This window comes from Synechococcus sp. CBW1006, assembly GCF_015840525.1.
In the GTDB taxonomy this organism is placed as follows: Bacteria; Cyanobacteriota; Cyanobacteriia; order PCC-6307; family Cyanobiaceae; genus CBW1002.
On sequence record NZ_CP060396.1, the window covers coordinates 1,387,155 to 1,403,272 of the forward strand.

Sequence of the window (16,118 nt, forward strand, 5' to 3'; positions counted from 1 at the left end):
GCGACGGCACAATTCAGGGGCCTCCGCCCTGGCTTTGTGTCCGCCCCGCTGCAGCCGGTGATCGAGGCCGTGAACCGGGTGCTGCTGGGCAAGGAGCAGGAGGTGCGCCTGGCTCTCGCCTGCCTGCTGGCCCGCGGCCATCTGCTGATCGAGGATCTGCCCGGCGTGGGCAAGACCACCCTGGCCGAGACCCTGGCCCGCTGCTTCGGGTTGGCCTTCAAGCGGGTGAGCTTCACCAGTGATCTGCTGCCGGCCGATCTCACCGGCATCAATGTGTTTGATCCGGCCACCGCCAGCTTCCGTTTCCAGGCCGGCCCGGTGTTCACCCAGGTGCTGCTGGCCGATGAGATCAACCGCGCCAGCTCCCGCACCCAGAGCGCCCTGCTGGAGGCGATGGCGGCCGGGCGGGTGAGTGTGGATGGCACCAGCCATCCGCTGCCGGAGCCGTTCTTTGTGATCGCCACCCAGAACGGGCTCGACCAGATGGGCACCGCGCCCCTGCCCGAATCCCAGCTTGATCGCTTCCTGATGCGGCTCAGCCTCGGCTTCCCGCCGCGGCAGGCGGAGCGCGCCCTGCTGGCCGGCGAGGGGCGGCGGCCGGAGGCGATCGGCGCCGTGCTCTCGCCAGCCCGGCTGCAGGAGCTGCAGGAGCGCAGCGCCCATCAGACCTGCACCCCGGCCCTGCTGGATTACGTGCTCGATCTGGTGGAACTCAGCCGCCGTGCTGACATCCCCGGAGCCCCCCTTTCCCCCCGTGCGGCTCTTGGGCTGGTGGCGGCCGCCCGGGCCTGGTCGCTGCTGGAGGGGCGCGGCCACGTGCTCCCCTCCGATGTGCAGGCCGTGCTGGCACCGGTGTGCGAACACCGGCTGGATGGGGGACAACCCCTGAGTGGGGGCGGCGGCGCGGCGGGTGGTGGCTTCAGCGCCCGCCTCCTGGCGGATGTGGATGCAATCCGATGACGCTGCCTTCCCCGGAGGAGCTGGTGACGCGCCTGGTGCCACCCCAGCAGGGGGATCCGCTGCTGCTGGGGCTGCGCAACCTCTACATCGTGCCGACCCGCTTCGGCTGGCTGTGGCTGAGCGGCGGAGGGCTGCTGCTGATCGTGGCGATCCAGACCCAGCGCAACGGGCCGCTGCTGCTGAGTTATCTGATGCTGGGGCTGATCCTGCTGGCCCTGCACCTCACCCACTTCAACCTGCAGGGCCTGGAGCTGCGCTGCGGTGAACCGGCGGCGGGCTTTGCCGGAACTCCCCTGGCCTATCCCCTGATTGCCCGCAGTCGCCATCGCCGCGAAGGCGTGCAGATCAGCTGGCAACCAGCCAGCGGCGATGGTGTGGCCACTTCCCCCCTCGTACTCACGTTGCGACCGGGGGAGCAGACCCTGGCACTGCCCTGGATCCCGCCCCGGCGCGGCTGGCAGCGGCCCGGTCGCCTGAAGCTGGTCAGCACGGCACCGCTGGGACTGTTCCGCTGCTGGAGCCGCTGGGAACCACCACGGGCCCAGCTGATCTACCCCCGCCGCCTGCCTGGCCCGGTCGCCAGCCTGCCGGTGTTGCGCTCGGCGAGCGGCTCCACCAGCCACAGCCACTGGGAACGGGAAGGCACCGAACAGTGGCGCGACCTGCGGCCCCATCGCCCCGAGGATGGCAGCAGCCGCCTGGCCTGGAAGCCCTTCGCCCAGGGCCGTGGCCAGCTGACCAAGCAGTTCTCGGCCGAGGCCGGCGAGCCCCTCTGCCTCGCGCCGGCGGCCGGCCTGCCCCGTGAGCAGGCGCTGGAGCACCTCAGCGAGCGGATCTGGCAGCTGGGCCATCAGGAGGCGATCTATGGGCTGGATCTGCCCGGCCTTCGCCTGGAGCCCGACAGCGGCCCCAGCCACCGGGATGCCTGCCTGCGGGCCCTGGCCACCAGCCCATGAGCCAGCCCCTGAGCCCTGCAGCGACCTCGGCGATGGTGTTGCCCCCCAAGCGCCTGCAATGGGTGGTGACCGGTCTGCTGGCGATCGGGCTCACGGGCCTGGATCCGGGCCTGCCGCTGAGCTGGCCCACGATCGTTCTGGTGGTGATGGCCGCTTTGAAGCTGCGGGAGGCGCGCAGCCGTGCTGAACGACGGCTGGTGGCGCTGCTGCAGCTGGTGGGGGCCGGGCTGCTGGGAGCCCAACAGCCCGATCTGCTCCCCAGCGCCCTGCAGCTGGCGATCGCGTTGCTGGCGCTGGCGGGCCTGCTGGGCCTGGAACTGGAGCTCAGCCTCAGCTGGCGGCAACTGCTGCGGCGCAGCGCCCAGGTGCTGGCGGCGGCCCTGCCGATGGCCCTGGTGCTGTTCCTGCTGGTGCCGCGGATCGGACCGCTCTGGACCCTGCCCCAAGGCTGGGGCGCCGCCGCCGTGACCGGCCTGAGCGACAGGCTGGATCCGGGCGGCATCGCCTCCCTGGCCAGCAGTGCGGCGCCGGCGGCACGGGTGGCCTTCAGCGACAACCGGGTCCCGCCGGAGAGCGAGCGTTACTGGCGGGTGCTGGTGCATGACTGGTTCGATGGCCAGAGCTGGCAGCGGCGTGAGCTGCGCACGGCCCCAGCCTTGATGGCCCCGGTGGAGAAGGGCGCCGCTCCGGCTGACGCCAGGGCGCGCCAGCTCTGGCTGGTGGAACCGAGCCGGTTTGAGGCGGTGCCCTGGGACGGGCGGGCCCAGCCCCGCAGCGACGACCTGCGCCTGCGCTTCGATGGTGAACTGCTGCTGAAGCGCCCGCCACGGGAACGGCGCCATTACCAACTGATCAGCGAGGAGCAGGACAGCCCCTGGCAGCAGAGACCCCCTTCCCTGATCGACCTGGCCCTGCCGAAGGGGGCCAATCCGAGGCTCGAGGCCCTGGGGCACCAGTGGGCCCGACTGCCGGAACTCCGCCAGCGCCTGGCCGCCGCCGAGGCCTGGTTCCGCAGCCAGCCCTTCCGCTACACCCGCAGCCCGGGCACCCTGCCGCGGCGCGCTGGTCTCGACACCTTCCTGTTCGAGCGGCAGCAGGGCTTCTGCGGCCATTACGCCAGCGCCGCCACGGCCCTGCTGCGGGCTGCGGGCGTGCCGGCCCGGGTGGTGAGTGGATACAAGGGCGGCACCTGGGTGCAGCCCTTCGGCGGTGAGCCCTACCTCGACATCCGCCAGGCGGAAGCCCATGCCTGGAGTGAGGTGTGGCTCGATGGCGAGGGCTGGCAGCGGCTGGATCCGACCGGCTGGGTGACGCCGGAGCGCAATGCCCCTCCAGCGCCAGCGATGGCGCTGGAGGGGCAGGCACCGCTGTGGTGGCGCTGGGGCCAGCGGCAGTGGTGGGGCATCGACCTGGCCTGGAGCCGCTGGTGGCTGGGCTTTGATCGGGAGGGCCAGGAGGCCCTGCTCGACACCTTGCTGGGGCGTCAGCGGCAGTGGCTTGGGGTCCTGCTGCTGGCGGGCCTGGGCCTGGCGCTGACCCTCAGCCTGGCCGCCCTGCGATGGACCCAGCGGTTACGCGACCGTGGCCCGCAAACCGATCGCCACCGACGGGAACTGGAGCGATGCCTGGCGGCCCTGCAGTCAGCAGGTCTGAAACCCCACGGATCGGAGCCCTTGGAGCAGTTCTGCAGACGCGCTGGAAGACGGGAGCCGCGCCTATCCAACGTCCTGCAGGAACTCAGCCATCACTACACACGAGCCCGCTTCCAATGGCTCTCGCCGACTGAAATGCAGCGGACACTGAAGCACCTGAGACAGTGTCGACAGGAGATCCGCAGAATCTGTTCCAGTTTTTCCACCAAGCCCTCGATTCCTGGACATCCTTCGTCTCCAGGTCGTACCAGCTGAGACACAACACAGACTGCAGACATTGAGCGGCGTGGCCACCCATCGGCACTGCCTTGCAGGTAGCAGACTCGCAGGTAGCAGACCCGCAGATAGCAGTCACCAAGCAGCCAGGCAACACTGCTTCCATGGCATTGCCTGCAGTGGCCATCTCTGGTCCAAGCTCTGATGCCCCGATGACGGCCAGGGTGTTGCAGGGACCCTTACCATGCATCGTAATGCGGCGCTTCAGGCCATGAAAACCAAGATCAAAGGGCCGGATGCCAAGGGGAAAACGACATTCAAATTCGATAACGAGCCGAATAACGTTGTTGTAAACTCAAATCTCGGCTATAAGATTTATCTCAGGGGAGGTAATGATACGGGAGCTGGATCCGATGGCGATGACCGCATCTTTGGTCAGAAAGGATCGGATCAGCTGTCGGGAGGTCTTGGTAACGATTATCTTTCGGCCGGTAATGGTAAGCAAAATCAGAATAATCTCATCGGCGACTCCGGCTTCATTGGGGTTGGGGCTTTTGGCGGAGACGATCAACTGATCGGCGGCTTCGGCTCGACGGATCGCATGGTGGGCGACAGCACGGAGCTCTACGGCACTGGTGGGAAGGACCTGCTGCAGGCCTACGGCAACTACACCGAAATGATCGGCGATGCTGCAACGATGCAGCCCTACAGCCGCGGCGGCAACGACGTTCTCACCGGTGTGCCCCTGTTTTTGACGCGGACCTTGATGTATGGAGATGCCGCCGCTGTTTACGGGCCGGTGACGGGAGGCAATGACGACCTGATCAGCGGGCAGAGCGACGATTTCATGTATGGCGACTGGGAATTCACCTTCAGCGCAGACCTGGCCAATGACCCCTATGTTTTCGACATCTATGACAGTTTCGGATTCTTTGCTCCGAATCCTTCCCAGCCAAGGCCGTTCAGCTTTGAACCGGTGACCTTTGAGCTTCTGCAGCAAGATTTTGATCAGGCGACAGGAGGTGCGCCGCCCGAAGGCAATGGCACGAAAGTGAGCTTTGAAAGCCTCAAGGTGCTGGCGAATCAATACAACATAGACTACGCACCGGCCGACGCTCTGCTTGCCACGTTCGGACCCGATGAATTCATCTATGTCATCCCTGATCGCAGTGCCGACCCGTTAGCGCCGCAGGGAGGTGCCGACCGCTTCATTTTCAACACCTTTGCAGAAGGGAATGACGTGATCTTTGATTTCAATCCGGCGGAAGGCGATCGCATCGTGTTTCGGAACGGCCTCACCCTGGCCGATCAGGGCAACAGATTTTTCGTGTTCGAGAGCGAGCGCGATACGCTGATCACCTATGGCAGTTCATCGATTCTGCTTCCATATTTCACCGAGCTTGCGGCTGAGGATTTCATCTTTGGCGAAGGTTCTGCCGCGTCATCGCCCGGTGGCGGCTTCCAGCCGGTTGTGCTGTGAGCCAGCCGATGCGTTACCGGATTGTTCTGGGTCTGATCGTGGCCCTGGGCATGCCTGCGGCCGCCAGCGCCGGCAGCTTCTGTCTGCCGGAGGAGCGCTATTTCCAGAGTCTCAAACCACCGGTGGAGCGCTACAACAACAACAACGTGCAGCAGTGTTCCAGTGGCCAGGCCTGCCTGAATCAGCTGCGCTCCGCCATGGCCCGGCAACAGCTCTGGCCGGCGTCTTACGAATGGATCCGCAAGGGCAAGATCTGGTGCCTGGAGGAACGTCCCCCCCGCAGTGGGACCACTGCTGCAGGCGAAGCAGGCAGCAGCGCCAGCCCGCCGGCCAATCCGGCCCCATCCCGCTAGGAAATGGACAGGATTCCGCTATGACGGATCGGCACTGCTCCCATCGGCGGCGATGATCCGGACCCAACGACGGAGCGGCCGAATCGTTGCTCCGATGATCGGCGCCTTTCTTCTGACGGCTGCGGCCGCACCGAGCTGGGCGGCCGACCAGGAGCAGCTGATGCAACTGCTCGATCGCAAGACCTGCCCCGCATGCCGACTCCAGGATGCCGATCTGGTGCATGCCGATCTGCGCGATGCGGACCTGCAGCAGGCGCGGCTGCAGCGCGCCAACCTCAGCCGGGCTCAGCTCGATGGGGCCGACCTGCGCCAGGCCGACCTGAGCTTCTCCTCCCTGATGGGCGCGTCGCTGCGCGGGGCTGATCTACGCGGCGCCAAGCTGGAAGGCACCGATCTGCGGGACGCCGATCTCAGTGGTGCCCAGCTCGATGCAGACGCCCTGGCCAAAAGCCATTGGCGCGGGGCCACAGGGGTGACCGCCGAGGCCAGCAGCTATGCCGCCATGCATAACGCCGGCGTGGAAGCAGCCCTGCAAGGGCGCTATCCGGAGGCGGAAGACCTGTTCAACAAGGCGTTGCTCAAACAGCCCGACGCCGCACTCACCTGGCTGGCCCGGGGCATCAGCCGCGCCGAGCAGTCCAAACGGGATCTGGCGGCGATGGACTTCAACTATGCCGCCACGCTCTTTGAGCAGCAGGGCCAGAAGGAAACGGCCGACCAGCTCCGCAAGGGCGCTGCCGATCTGGCCAAGGATCCCAACAAGAGCGGCAACGGCTTCGGCAGCGGACTGCTGCAGGGAGCGATCGGGGTGTTCCAGCAGCTGGCGCCCCTGGCGATCAAGATGTTCGCCCCTGCTGTGGGCTTCTGAGTCTGGGTCGGGCTTAGTTGTTGACGCCGTACATGAGCCGGCGTGCATCCTGGGTGCCGGGGGTGTAGCCATAGCCATAAGTGCCACCTTTTTCATCGTCGATGATGCGGGGCGTCACCAGGATCACCAGTTCATTGCGGCGCCTTGAGCCGGACGTGCGGCGGAAGAACTGACCCACGATCGGCAAATCCCCAAGGATCGGCCACTTGGAGACCTCCTGTTGATCTTCATCGGAAATCACGCCGGTGAGGATCAGAGTCTGGCCGTCACGGACGCGAAGACTGCCGGTATCGAGGCGTCGCAGGGACAGAATCGCCAGATCCGAAGAGCAGGCCGTGGGACCCGAAATAAAATCCACAATCGCGGAAATAGTAGGGGTGAGCGAGAAAGTCACGAACCCGTTATCATCGATCTTCGAGACTCTGGCTCCGAAAGCAAGCCCCGCCGTGGCGAACTCGGGCTCGCAGATCACATTGGTGGAGTTTTCCTGCGTGGTCACGTTCAAGGCGGTGATCACCTGGGTGCCAACGGTCACGAATGACTCATTGGCTCGGGAGCGACCGATGGTCTGCTGACCCAGCAGGTTGAAACCACCGGTAGAACTTTGAGTTGCACCAGAGGCATTGGCACCCCCACTGATCTCTTCAGGGTTCTCACTGAGAATCAGGGTGGGAGCCGCCAGCACCTTGGTGTTGTTGGAGACAATCTGTGCCTGGAGGAAATCGAAGAACTGGTTATCGGGATAGTTGAGGGCGGGGTTGCGGCGGCGGGTGCCGGAGTAGTTCTGGGAGCTATCGCTGCTGCGATTGCGATCATTGAAGCGGTTGGAATTGCGGGATCGGCTGTTGCGGTTGGTGGAATCATTGGCGTTAGAGCCGGTCTGGCTGCGGCTCAGGTTCACCTGCCGGCCGGTGATGTTGCCGATGATGTTCTCCACCCGGGAGGTGAGGGCCGAGCTGAGGGATTGGGAGGCGCTGCCGTTGGGCACGACCCTGAATTGTTTGGATTCAACTGTGATTTCTAAGGGTTCGTCGCCTCCCTCGACAAAGTTTGGGTTGGGTATGAAGCGTTCAACGGTAAATTCTCTAATCTCGGTTCCCGTCTGGCGAGACAGTTGGGCATTAATCTCTTCTACTTGAGACTGATTCAGCTGGGTGTTGTCCTGGAAGTTCAGCGTGAGGCTGTTGGTGAAGGAGTCGCCTGAGGTCGAGTTCGAGCCGGATCCGGAATTCCTGTCGCGGGAACGGGAATTATTCCGGTTCGAGAAAGAATTGCTGCCCGAATTCTCGCTGAAGCCTTCGGTTGTGTTGAAGTCACTGAAATCATCGCTATTGGCCGGCAGATTGCGCCCGAAGGCCGCCAGCAGGCGGCCGCCATCGTTGACAATGAAATTATTGCCGAAGCGGAAGGCAAAGCTGTTGTCGATCTCAGTGTCGTTGTTGAGGGTCACATCCAGAATCTTCACCGAGAGTGCCACCTGCCGCTGGCGCAGATCCAGCTGCTTGAGGTATTGCTCCGCGATCGCCACCAGCGCCACCTCGCCCACCAGGGTGATCGTGCTCAGGCGTGGGTCGGTGGTGGCCTGCAGGCCCACCAGGGGGCCGGTGGAGGCCCCGAAGGCCTCCACCTGCTGCTGGGTGGAGGTAACGGTCTGGTTGGTGGCACTGGCACCAGCCACCTGTTCGTTCTGATTCAGGCCCTGGGACACGGCCGTGGTGATCGAGGTCACCTTGGTGACGCTGGCCCCGAGGTTGGCGAGGTAATCGGCGGCGGAATTGGCGGATACCTGGTTGAGGCGATAGACCTTCGAGAGCTGGGGGCCGATCGTCTTGCTGAGAACGTTCGGCCCCACCATGATCGTGTTGCCTTCGCGGCGAGCCTGCAGGCCACTGCTCAACAGCACGAAGTTGAAAGCCCGTTCGTAGGCCTCGTTCTGGAACGCCACGGTCACCGGGTTCGTCTGCGCGGCTGAGGCGTTGGTTCCCTGCGGCCCCGTGGCGGGATCGGAGTAGGCATACCCATACCCCCCCATCTGGGCCAGCACCATCAGCACATCGCGGGCGTTGGCTCCGCGGGTGGTGAGGGTCACCGGGGGGCCACTCAGGGTCACGTAGCCGCGGTTGCGGATCGTCATCGAGCCCACCGCCATGTCGCCCAGGGGCGGGGCCACGGCCCGTGGCCGCAGCGGCGGCACATAGGCGGGTGTGGGCACTGCGGTGGGACGGCTCAGATTCGGGCTCACGGTCTGGCTCACCGGCAGCTGCGGCGCCGGAAAGCGCACGATCAGGTCCTTGCCGTCGCTGCTGACGATCGGAGGGCTGATCGTCTGGTCCCGGGAGGGGGTCACCTTCAACTGGAACAGGCGCCCCGTGCCGTCGAAGGTGATGCGCTCCATGCCCGCATCCGGCATCGCCAACGACTGCGGCCCGGCCTTGAGGCCGCGGGTGCGATCGGTGCGCAGCTCACCCACCCAGATCGCCCCATCCAGGCGTTGTTCCATCGCGCCGCCCATACCGGCGTCCTGGAGCACCAGCTCGATCGCATCCGGCAGGCGACGGATCTTCAGCTGGATCCCATCGCTGCTCAGCTGGGCCTGGGCCAGGGCCGGCCGGCTGATCAGCACGGGATCGACCAAGAGGCCCATGCCCAGCAGCCAGGCTCCACCCACCGCACCGAGGCGCCGCAACGACAAAAGACTGACCGGAACTGGCGCGATGGTATCGGCCCCCACCTGTGGCGACCAGCGCCGGGGGGCCTGTTCGGATCTTGGCCGAGGTTGGCCGCTCAGGGACTGGCGGGTCTGGTGGCTTCCCCGGTCTGCGCGGCTGGTTTGGCCTTCCGGGGCCCGTCGCTGGAGCCCCCGCTGTAGAGGGTCACAGCCAGCTTCATCACCGTGGGGGGGGTCTGAAGGGCGGCCAGGAGCAGCTCGGTCGGCGTGTTGCCGGCGGGCTTGTTCTGCGTTCCCGGTGCAAGGTTGAGATCGCTCTGCACCACCAGCAGGCTCAGGCCCTCAAGGCTGCGCAGGAAGGCCAGCAGATCGGGATAGCGGCCCCTGGCGTTGAGCAGCAGTCGGGTGGCTTCCAGGCCGGAGGATTCCAGCGCCGGCTTCGGCGGAGGTGCTTTCTTGCCGTCTTTGGTTTCCTCCAGGCCGCCCGTGCTCTTGGTCGCCTCCGGGGTGGCCGACACGGGCTCCAGCACATCGAGCTGGACCTTGTGACGCGCCGCCTCCTGATCCACCTGGGCCATGAAGGTGGTGATCTCGCCGCTGCCGGCGATCAGGCTGAGCACCTGGCGCTGCTGTCTCTGGGCCTTGGCGTCGTTGAGGTCGAGTTGGCGTAACTGCCCTTGCAGCAGGGGAATGCGCTGTTGCAGGCCCGCCAGGCTCGAGACCCGCTCCTCATCACCGCGCAACCGCAGCCACTGGGGCAGCACCAGGGCCAGGAACAGCATCAGGGCCACGATTCCGCCCACCGCGAGCGGCAGACCGATCAACAGACGCTCGCGCAGATGCGGCGATAACGGTTGGTACCCCTCCTGAAGGTTGGTCATGGCAGCAGGCCCTCCTTCTGCAGCAGTTGATATCGGCGCGCCATGCCCTCGGCACCGAGTCGCTTCAGCAGCACCATTTCCCTGCTGGGCGGCAGCTCCGAGAAAGGGGCGCTCATCTCGAAGCTCACCACCGAGGGCAGCGTTGACCTGGGATCCTTCTCTTCTCGGAAGGCACGGCTCAGGGCCACCCCCTCAGGCTGGAACAGGGGCGACCGCTTCAGCTCCAGCTGCAGCACATTGATGCGGGAAAAAGCCTGGGGATCCCGTGCCTGGCCCTTGAGCCTGAGGGTGTCGCCCTCCACCTGCATCTGGCTGATCTGAACACCATCGGGGGTCCGCAGCTGCAGTTCCCGCAGCACGGTGGAGCCGGAGCGCACACCCACCAGCCCCTTGGCCAGTTCGCGGTTCACGCCTGTCACCTTGTCCACCTCGGCCTGCCGGGCCTTGACCTGCCCTTCCAGCACCTCCACCTCCGCTTGAACCGCCGTGAGACGATCGAGTTCAGTGCGCACCAGTTGCTGGCGCAGGAACAGGAAGCCCGCCGTCGCCACCACCAGCAGCACCAGGCCGCCGCCGATCAGGGCGCCGCGCAACAGGAGCTGATCGATGGAAGTGATCCGATCCGGCAGCTCGGGGATGCCGAGCTCCTGCCGGCGTTCCCGCAGCAGATCGGGGGGGCGGCTGGTCTGCACGGTCATGTCAACGTCCTCGCTGGCGGGGTCCGCGCCGGCAGCAAGCCGCTCAGAGCCAGGGATCCGAACTCACCACCATGCATCTGCTCGGCCTGCACCCCCAGCGCCTGCTCCAGAGGCTCGATCCCAGGCAGATGGCCGGTGAGCAGCAGGCGAATCGAGCGCACGGCCGGGTCGTGATGGCGGTAGTAAGCCAGGCATTTCTGCAGGGTTTCAAGCAGGGCCGGCATCCTCGGCTCGAGGTCTCGTTCATAGACCGGTTCGCCATTGCGCAGCAGCAGCAGGGTGCACAGATGGGGCTCGGGTTGCAGCAGCACGATCAGCTCCTCAGGCTCGGCCTCACGCAGCCGGGGGGCGAGGGCCTCCAGCAGGCAGGCCTGCTGGGGTTCGAGGCGATCCAGGGCCACACCGGCAATCGAAAACACCTCGATCCAGCCATCCACCACGGCCTTCGGTGCCGCCACCATCAGGGCATGGTCCGGGCGACCTGGCAGCGGCTGCAGATCGAGATAGGAGTCATCGAGGGGCAGCCGCACGCCCAGGTCGGGGTTCATCCCGCGCAGTGTGCTCACCGGATCGTCCGGCCAGATGCCATCGGGCCACTCCAGTACCCGCCATGTGCAGGCGATACGGGGCAGGACCGCCAGGACATGCGCATCGATCCAGTCATTTTCCAACAGCAGATCGCCGATGAAATCCCCCAGGGCCGACACCTGCAGGGGGCGCCCCTTCCGGCAGGTGGCCGCCGGGATCGGGGCCTCGATCGAAAGGGGCAGCGGCCGACCCCCTTTGATGCCCTGCCCCAGGATCAGGGCATCGGTGATCTCCAGCAGGACCTGCTGGGGGAAGAGACGTGCCTGAAACGGGCGCCAGCGCTCCTGAAGTCCCGCCAGTACCAAAGGTCGAGCCGTGGTGGATGGCGGAACGGTACCGAATCTTCAGCGCCAGGGCAGCCCTGAGCCCACCGCTTCGCCGATAGTCCGCAGACCGTGGCGGTCCAGCTGCTGCAGCAGGCCCTCAAGGATCGCCGGCACCAGCTGGGGCCCTTCGTAGATCCAGCCGGTGTAGAGCTGCACCAGCGACGCTCCGGCGCTGATCCGCTCCCAGGCCGCCTCAGGGGAATCGATGCCCCCCACGCCCACCAGCGGCAGGGCAGGGCCGGCGGCGGCCCGCAACCGGCGCACCACCTCCAGGGCTCGCCGTCGCAGGGGGCGACCGCTGAGACCGCCCGTCTCCTGCGCCAGGGTCTGGCCGGTCTGGGGCAGGAGCCGACCGGCCAGACCGAGCCGATCGATGCTGGTGTTCACCGCGATCACACCGGCCAGTCCCTCCTCGTAGGCCAGCCGGGCGATGGCATCGATGGCATCGTCCTCCAGGTCTGGAGCGATCTTCACCAGCAGCGGCGGGCAGGCGGGCAGACGCCGCAGGCGCTCCACCAGGCGGCGGAGGAGCACCTCGTCCTGGAGTTCCCGCAGGCCTGGGGTGTTGGGCGAGCTCACATTGATCACCGCGTAATCGGCCAGGGGGGCCAGCAGCTCCAGGGAGGAGGCGTAGTCGTCCGGCGCCAGTTCCAGGGGTGTGATCTTCGACTTGCCGAGATTGATGCCCAGCACGGCCGGCCGCTGGCCGGGCGGCTGCAGCTGCTGGCGCTCCAGGGTGCGGCGCAGGGCCTGGGCGCCATCGTTGTTGAAGCCCATGCGATTCAGGGCCGCCCGCTCCGCCGCCAGCCGGAACAGACGCGGCCGTGGATTGCCGGGCTGGCCGTGCCAGGTCACGGTGCCCAGCTCGACGAAACCGAAGCCGAAGCAATCCCAGATCGCCGCTGCCACGCCGTTCTTGTCGAAGCCGGCCGCCAGACCCACCGGATTGGCGAAGCGGCAGCCGAACAGGGTCTGCTCCAGCCGCGCATCGCGGCGCTGCAGCTCACCGGCCAGCCCGGCCAGGCTGCCGCTCACCAGTGGCCAGCGGCGCCGCAGAGCGGCCTGCCCCAGAGCCAGCAGGGTGAGGCGGCTGAGCTGTTCCGCATCGGCGCCCGCATCGCTCTGCAGCAGGGGGCCCACGAAGCGGCTGTACAGGGCACCCGTTGCCGGCACGCTGCCGGAGCCCCCATTGGTTTCAGCCATCAGCTCTCCCCCACCGTCACGTCCCGCTGCTGCGATCCTGCCGCGCCACGCTCCAGCCGCCAGCGCCCATCCGCCAGGGGCAGCACCTGCCAGTCGCGCCATTGCCAGGCCTGCTGCCGCCGCTGCAGCGTCGACAGCGGCATCTCCACCAGCTGGGCCAGCTCCACCAGGCTGAGGCCGTAGCCGCCCGCCGCCAGCCGATCGGCCAGCTCCAGGCGGCTCAGCAGCTGCTGCAGGCCCGGTGGGGCGGGATCCACCAGAGGATCCGGAGCCGCGACATCCCCTGCCCCGGCTTGAGCCTTGGCTTGGACCGCAGGAACCGTGGCGCTGATCGTGAGGTTCTGCACCTGCTCGCCCTCGGCCAGCGGCGGCGTCCGGCCCTTGGAGAAGGCCACGGCGATGGCATCGCAGCGGTCGTTGTCGGGATCGCCGCTGTGGCCGCGCACATGGGCCAGCCGCACCCCCGGCAGCCGCGCCCGATCCAGGGCTTCCCACAGGTCACGGTTGAGCACGGGATTGCCGGCGGCGGTGCGCCAGCCCTTGCGCTTCCAGCCGGCCATCCATTTGTCGAGGCCGTCGATCAGATAGCGGCTGTCGGTGCGGATCGCCATGCCCTCCTGATGGGGCAGGTCCGCCAGGGCCTCAAGCAGGGCCAGGGCCGCCGTGAGTTCCATGCGGTTGTTGGTGGTGGCGCGATCGGCTCCGCCCATCTCCCGCACCGAACCATCCGAGAACCGCAGCAGGGCCCCCCAGCCGCCGGGTCCCGGATTGCCGCTGCAGGCCCCATCACAGGCTGCAGCCACCACACGGACCGTCTCAGCCGCCACTGTTCACGGGGGCGATTGTCCGGTAAAACGCACGTTCAAGCCTGGCGCCATGCCAGGGCAGCGGAGTTTGCACCATGAAGCGAACCTACCTGGCCCTGGCGGGGCTGGCCCTGGCGAGCTCGGCGTTGCCGGCAGTCGTCCCCCCTCTGGCGCGAGCCGCTGGCCTGTTCAGCAGTCAACCCCTGGAAGCTTCCCGGTTCGCGGTGCTGGGTCGCCCAGTCGGCAGCAACTCCTGGAATCTGCTCGTGCTTGAGCAGATCAAACCCCAGCCTCTCTGCTGGGAGAAGCAGAGCAATGGGCTGATCGATCCCGCCCTGAACCGCTTCGACTTCACCGGCATCTGCAGCCGCTACCTGGACAGCAACGGCTATTCCCTGCGGGTTGACGACCAGGATCTCGCGAGCCAGTACCGGCTGCGGCTTCAGCAGGAGGGCAGCGAGCTGCAACTGCAGGCCATGTCCGGCGATGACCCCACAGTCCTGGTGGTGGGCAGGGCCAGCGTGCCCCAGCGTGACCGCGATGCCTTTGTGGCGATCGATCTGGAGCCGGGCTGGCAGCTGCAGCGTCGCGCTTTCGGCGAGCAGACCCTCAGCCATATCTATTTCGCCAACAGCACCCCGTTGCCCGAGCTGATCGCCAAGGCCTCCGGATCAGGCAAGGCCCGACCCGATGGCACCTCCCTGGCTCTCGCCACCGGCAGCCTGCGCCCTGGGGCGCTGAGCGATCCCTCCAACTCTGATGACTCTCTGCAGGCTTCACTGCGCCCCGGCCAGACCGTGAGCCTGCCGGTGATTCCTTTCCGGGAGTGAGCTGAGCGCAGACAGTTGCCGCACCGCCCCTCTTCCCCTGGCAACCCCTGAATAGAGTCGTTATGGTTACGGCGTGTGAGGGGTGCGGAACCCACTTTCAGGGTCGAAACGAGGACAGACTCCCGGAAACGTTCCACCTCTTGGCCCTGCCTTTGGCGGGGCTTTTTTTTGGCTTGGTCGTTTGGCTTGGTCGTTTGGTTTGGTCGTTTGGCTTGGTCTTTTTGGCTTGGCCTTGCTTTCCAGGCAGCCCTCAACAAAAAACCGGCTCCCCGAAGGAAGCCGGCTGCTGAGGTGATGCGGGGTGAGCCGAAGCCCGCCCCATGGCGATCACTTGACGGTGACCTTGCCGCCAACTTCTTCGATCGCCTTCTTGAGAGCCTCGGCTTCGTCTTTGGAAATGCCTTCCTTGACAGCCTTGGGGGCAGCTTCCACAAGGGCTTTGGCTTCGCCGAGGCCGAGGCCGGTGGCCTCGCGGACGGCCTTGAGCACCTTGATCTTGGAGGCGGCGTCGAAGCTCTCGAGCACGACATCGAACTCGGTCTGTTCTTCAACGGCCTCGGCAGCGGCGGCGGGAGCCGCAGCCATCACGACGCCCGCGGAAGCGGCGGCGGACACACCGAAGGCCTCTTCGATCTGCTTGACAAGCTCAGAGGCTTCCAGCAGGGAGAGGGTCTTCAGCTGTTCGAGAATCTGGTCAGTAGCGGTAGACATGGTTGGGAATCAGCAACAGATCTGTGGGAGACAGTCGGATCGGGTGAGCTCCGCAGCGGAACAACGCCTCAGGCGGCGTTGCCTTCGCCATCGGCGTGCTGCTGGAGCGCCCGGGCGAGACCGGAGGGAACTTCGTTGATACCCACCGCAACCTTGGTGGCCACGGCATTGATCGCACCGGCGATCTGGGCCATGAGCACCTCCTTGGAGGGCAGATCCCCGATGGCCTTGATGTCGTTCTGGGAGAGGAGCTTGCCTTCGAACAGGCCGCCCTTCACCTCCGACTTCTTCGTGTCCTTCTGGAAGTACTGCAAGGCCTTCACCACACCACCGACATCGCCCTTGACCAGGACGAAGGCGTTGGTGCCGGTGAGCAGGGAATCGAGTTCCGACCAGGCGCTGTTGCCATCAATGGCCCGACGCATCAAGGTGTTTTTGGTCACCTTGCACACGCCGTTGCTGGCCTGCAGACGGGTCCGCAGATCAGACATCTCCTTGATGGACAGACCCTGGTAATCCAGGACCAGCGCCATTTCGGCTTCACCGAGGAGCCCCTTGAGCTCTTCGACGATCTGTTGCTTGTTCTCCAGCGTGCGGCCCATAGGAAAGGAACGGATCGGGGGAACAAGCCGGGTACGCAGCCCCAGGGGCCTCACAAAAGGCACCTCGAGGGCTGCGGCCTGTTCAGACGATCCGGACGAATCCGGGTGCGCAGAAACCAGTCGCGTGCACCTCGGCAGGATTTACGGGTCAGGATCACCGGCGAACCGGACACCTGAATCGACCTGCTGTCTTGGGTAGGGCGCGTGCCCTTCTGGCCGAAGCCAGCTCAACACCTTACAGGACAGGGGGGATTGAACCCTTCACAGAAGACACTCTGCTGATGCCAGAGACCTGCTGATGGCGCAGACCGGCAGCCGCC

The 16,118-nt window shown here is 66.0% G+C and carries 15 protein-coding genes; 7 read left to right on the forward strand and 8 right to left on the reverse strand.

Going from position 1 to position 16,118, the window contains the following annotated elements; all coding sequences use genetic code 11:
- Positions 1–36 precede the first annotated feature (36 nt).
- The 6 genes from H8F26_RS06615 (at position 37) to H8F26_RS06640 (ending at position 6,485) form a co-directional block, all read left to right on the forward strand.
- Positions 37–960, forward strand: coding sequence for a MoxR family ATPase (locus tag H8F26_RS06615; RefSeq protein WP_231605506.1), 924 nt, complete (start codon positions 37–39; stop codon positions 958–960).
- Entirely contained in the window at positions 957–1,916 is a 960-nt protein-coding gene (locus H8F26_RS06620) for a hypothetical protein (protein ID WP_231605507.1), read from the forward strand. Before H8F26_RS06615 ends, H8F26_RS06620 begins: the two co-directional genes overlap by 4 nt.
- Positions 1,913–3,823 carry a DUF3488 and transglutaminase-like domain-containing protein gene (locus tag H8F26_RS06625; RefSeq protein WP_197158407.1) on the forward strand — a complete coding sequence of 637 codons (1,911 nt, stop codon included), beginning with the start codon at positions 1,913–1,915 and terminating at the stop codon, positions 3,821–3,823. The genes H8F26_RS06620 and H8F26_RS06625 overlap by 4 nt, the downstream gene beginning before the upstream one ends.
- A gap of 232 nt (positions 3,824–4,055) precedes the next feature.
- Positions 4,056–5,264, forward strand: coding sequence for a hypothetical protein (locus H8F26_RS06630; protein WP_197158409.1), 1,209 nt, complete (start codon positions 4,056–4,058; stop codon positions 5,262–5,264).
- An 8-nt stretch (positions 5,265–5,272) separates the two neighbouring features.
- Positions 5,273–5,617 (forward strand): hypothetical protein, encoded by a 345-nt coding sequence (locus tag H8F26_RS06635; RefSeq protein WP_197158411.1) that lies wholly within the window; start codon positions 5,273–5,275, stop codon positions 5,615–5,617.
- A gap of 52 nt (positions 5,618–5,669) precedes the next feature.
- The gene (locus H8F26_RS06640; protein WP_197158413.1) at positions 5,670–6,485 is read left to right on the forward strand and encodes a pentapeptide repeat-containing protein; all 816 of its coding nucleotides are present in this window, start codon (positions 5,670–5,672) and stop codon (positions 6,483–6,485) included.
- A gap of 13 nt (positions 6,486–6,498) precedes the next feature.
- On the opposite strand, the gene H8F26_RS06645 is transcribed toward H8F26_RS06640, so the two are convergent.
- The 6 genes from H8F26_RS06645 to H8F26_RS06670 are packed head-to-tail and all read right to left on the reverse strand — an operon-like array spanning position 6,499 to position 13,655.
- Positions 6,499–9,216 (reverse strand): secretin N-terminal domain-containing protein, encoded by a 2,718-nt coding sequence (locus tag H8F26_RS06645; RefSeq protein ID WP_231605509.1) that lies wholly within the window; start codon positions 9,214–9,216, stop codon positions 6,499–6,501.
- A gap of 53 nt (positions 9,217–9,269) precedes the next feature.
- Complete coding sequence (locus H8F26_RS06650) at positions 9,270–10,034, reverse strand: hypothetical protein (RefSeq protein WP_197158415.1); 765 nt, start codon at positions 10,032–10,034, stop codon at positions 9,270–9,272.
- The gene (locus H8F26_RS06655; protein WP_197158417.1) at positions 10,031–10,732 is read right to left on the reverse strand and encodes a PilN domain-containing protein; all 702 of its coding nucleotides are present in this window, start codon (positions 10,730–10,732) and stop codon (positions 10,031–10,033) included. Before H8F26_RS06655 ends, H8F26_RS06650 begins: the two co-directional genes overlap by 4 nt.
- Positions 10,729–11,625 carry a hypothetical protein gene (locus H8F26_RS06660; protein ID WP_197158419.1) on the reverse strand — a complete coding sequence of 299 codons (897 nt, stop codon included), beginning with the start codon at positions 11,623–11,625 and terminating at the stop codon, positions 10,729–10,731. Before H8F26_RS06660 ends, H8F26_RS06655 begins: the two co-directional genes overlap by 4 nt.
- Before the next feature lie 39 nt (positions 11,626–11,664).
- Positions 11,665–12,849: a quinone-dependent dihydroorotate dehydrogenase gene (locus tag H8F26_RS06665; RefSeq protein ID WP_197158421.1), complete on the reverse strand. Its 1,185-nt coding sequence runs from the start codon at positions 12,847–12,849 to the stop codon at positions 11,665–11,667.
- The gene (locus H8F26_RS06670) at positions 12,849–13,655 is read right to left on the reverse strand and encodes a ribonuclease H (RefSeq protein WP_231605511.1); all 807 of its coding nucleotides are present in this window, start codon (positions 13,653–13,655) and stop codon (positions 12,849–12,851) included. The genes H8F26_RS06665 and H8F26_RS06670 overlap by 1 nt, the downstream gene beginning before the upstream one ends.
- 95 nt (positions 13,656–13,750) lie before the next feature.
- On the opposite strand from H8F26_RS06670, the gene H8F26_RS06675 reads away from it, so the two are divergent.
- Positions 13,751–14,485 carry a DUF3747 domain-containing protein gene (locus tag H8F26_RS06675; RefSeq protein ID WP_197158425.1) on the forward strand — a complete coding sequence of 245 codons (735 nt, stop codon included), beginning with the start codon at positions 13,751–13,753 and terminating at the stop codon, positions 14,483–14,485.
- Positions 14,486–14,812: 327 nt separating this feature from the next.
- Here H8F26_RS06675 and rplL read toward each other — a convergent pair whose 3' ends face one another.
- Both rplL and rplJ read right to left on the reverse strand, forming a co-directional pair.
- Positions 14,813–15,196, reverse strand: a complete 384-nt coding sequence (gene rplL, locus H8F26_RS06680) for a 50S ribosomal protein L7/L12 (protein WP_197158427.1) — start codon at positions 15,194–15,196, stop codon at positions 14,813–14,815.
- A gap of 68 nt (positions 15,197–15,264) precedes the next feature.
- Positions 15,265–15,798, reverse strand: coding sequence for a 50S ribosomal protein L10 (gene rplJ / locus H8F26_RS06685; protein ID WP_197158429.1), 534 nt, complete (start codon positions 15,796–15,798; stop codon positions 15,265–15,267).
- Positions 15,799–16,118: the final 320 nt, after the last annotated feature.

Bases quoted from the DNA above. Each gene is read 5' to 3' on its own strand.
- H8F26_RS06665 (WP_197158421.1), bottom strand. From the start codon at position 12,849: ATGGCTGAAACCAATGGGGGCTCCGGCAGCGTGCCGGCAACGGGTGCC.
- H8F26_RS06650 (WP_197158415.1), bottom strand. From the start codon at position 10,034: ATGACCAACCTTCAGGAGGGGTACCAACCGTTATCGCCGCATCTGCGC.
- H8F26_RS06635 (WP_197158411.1), top strand. From the start codon at position 5,273: ATGCGTTACCGGATTGTTCTGGGTCTGATCGTGGCCCTGGGCATGCCT.
- rplJ (WP_197158429.1), bottom strand. From the start codon at position 15,798: ATGGGCCGCACGCTGGAGAACAAGCAACAGATCGTCGAAGAGCTCAAG.
- rplL (WP_197158427.1), bottom strand. From the start codon at position 15,196: ATGTCTACCGCTACTGACCAGATTCTCGAACAGCTGAAGACCCTCTCC.
- H8F26_RS06630 (WP_197158409.1), top strand. From the start codon at position 4,056: ATGAAAACCAAGATCAAAGGGCCGGATGCCAAGGGGAAAACGACATTC.
- H8F26_RS06640 (WP_197158413.1), top strand. From the start codon at position 5,670: ATGATCCGGACCCAACGACGGAGCGGCCGAATCGTTGCTCCGATGATC.
- H8F26_RS06655 (WP_197158417.1), bottom strand. From the start codon at position 10,732: ATGACCGTGCAGACCAGCCGCCCCCCCGATCTGCTGCGGGAACGCCGG.
- H8F26_RS06625 (WP_197158407.1), top strand. From the start codon at position 1,913: ATGAGCCAGCCCCTGAGCCCTGCAGCGACCTCGGCGATGGTGTTGCCC.
- H8F26_RS06620 (WP_231605507.1), top strand. From the start codon at position 957: ATGACGCTGCCTTCCCCGGAGGAGCTGGTGACGCGCCTGGTGCCACCC.
- H8F26_RS06675 (WP_197158425.1), top strand. From the start codon at position 13,751: ATGAAGCGAACCTACCTGGCCCTGGCGGGGCTGGCCCTGGCGAGCTCG.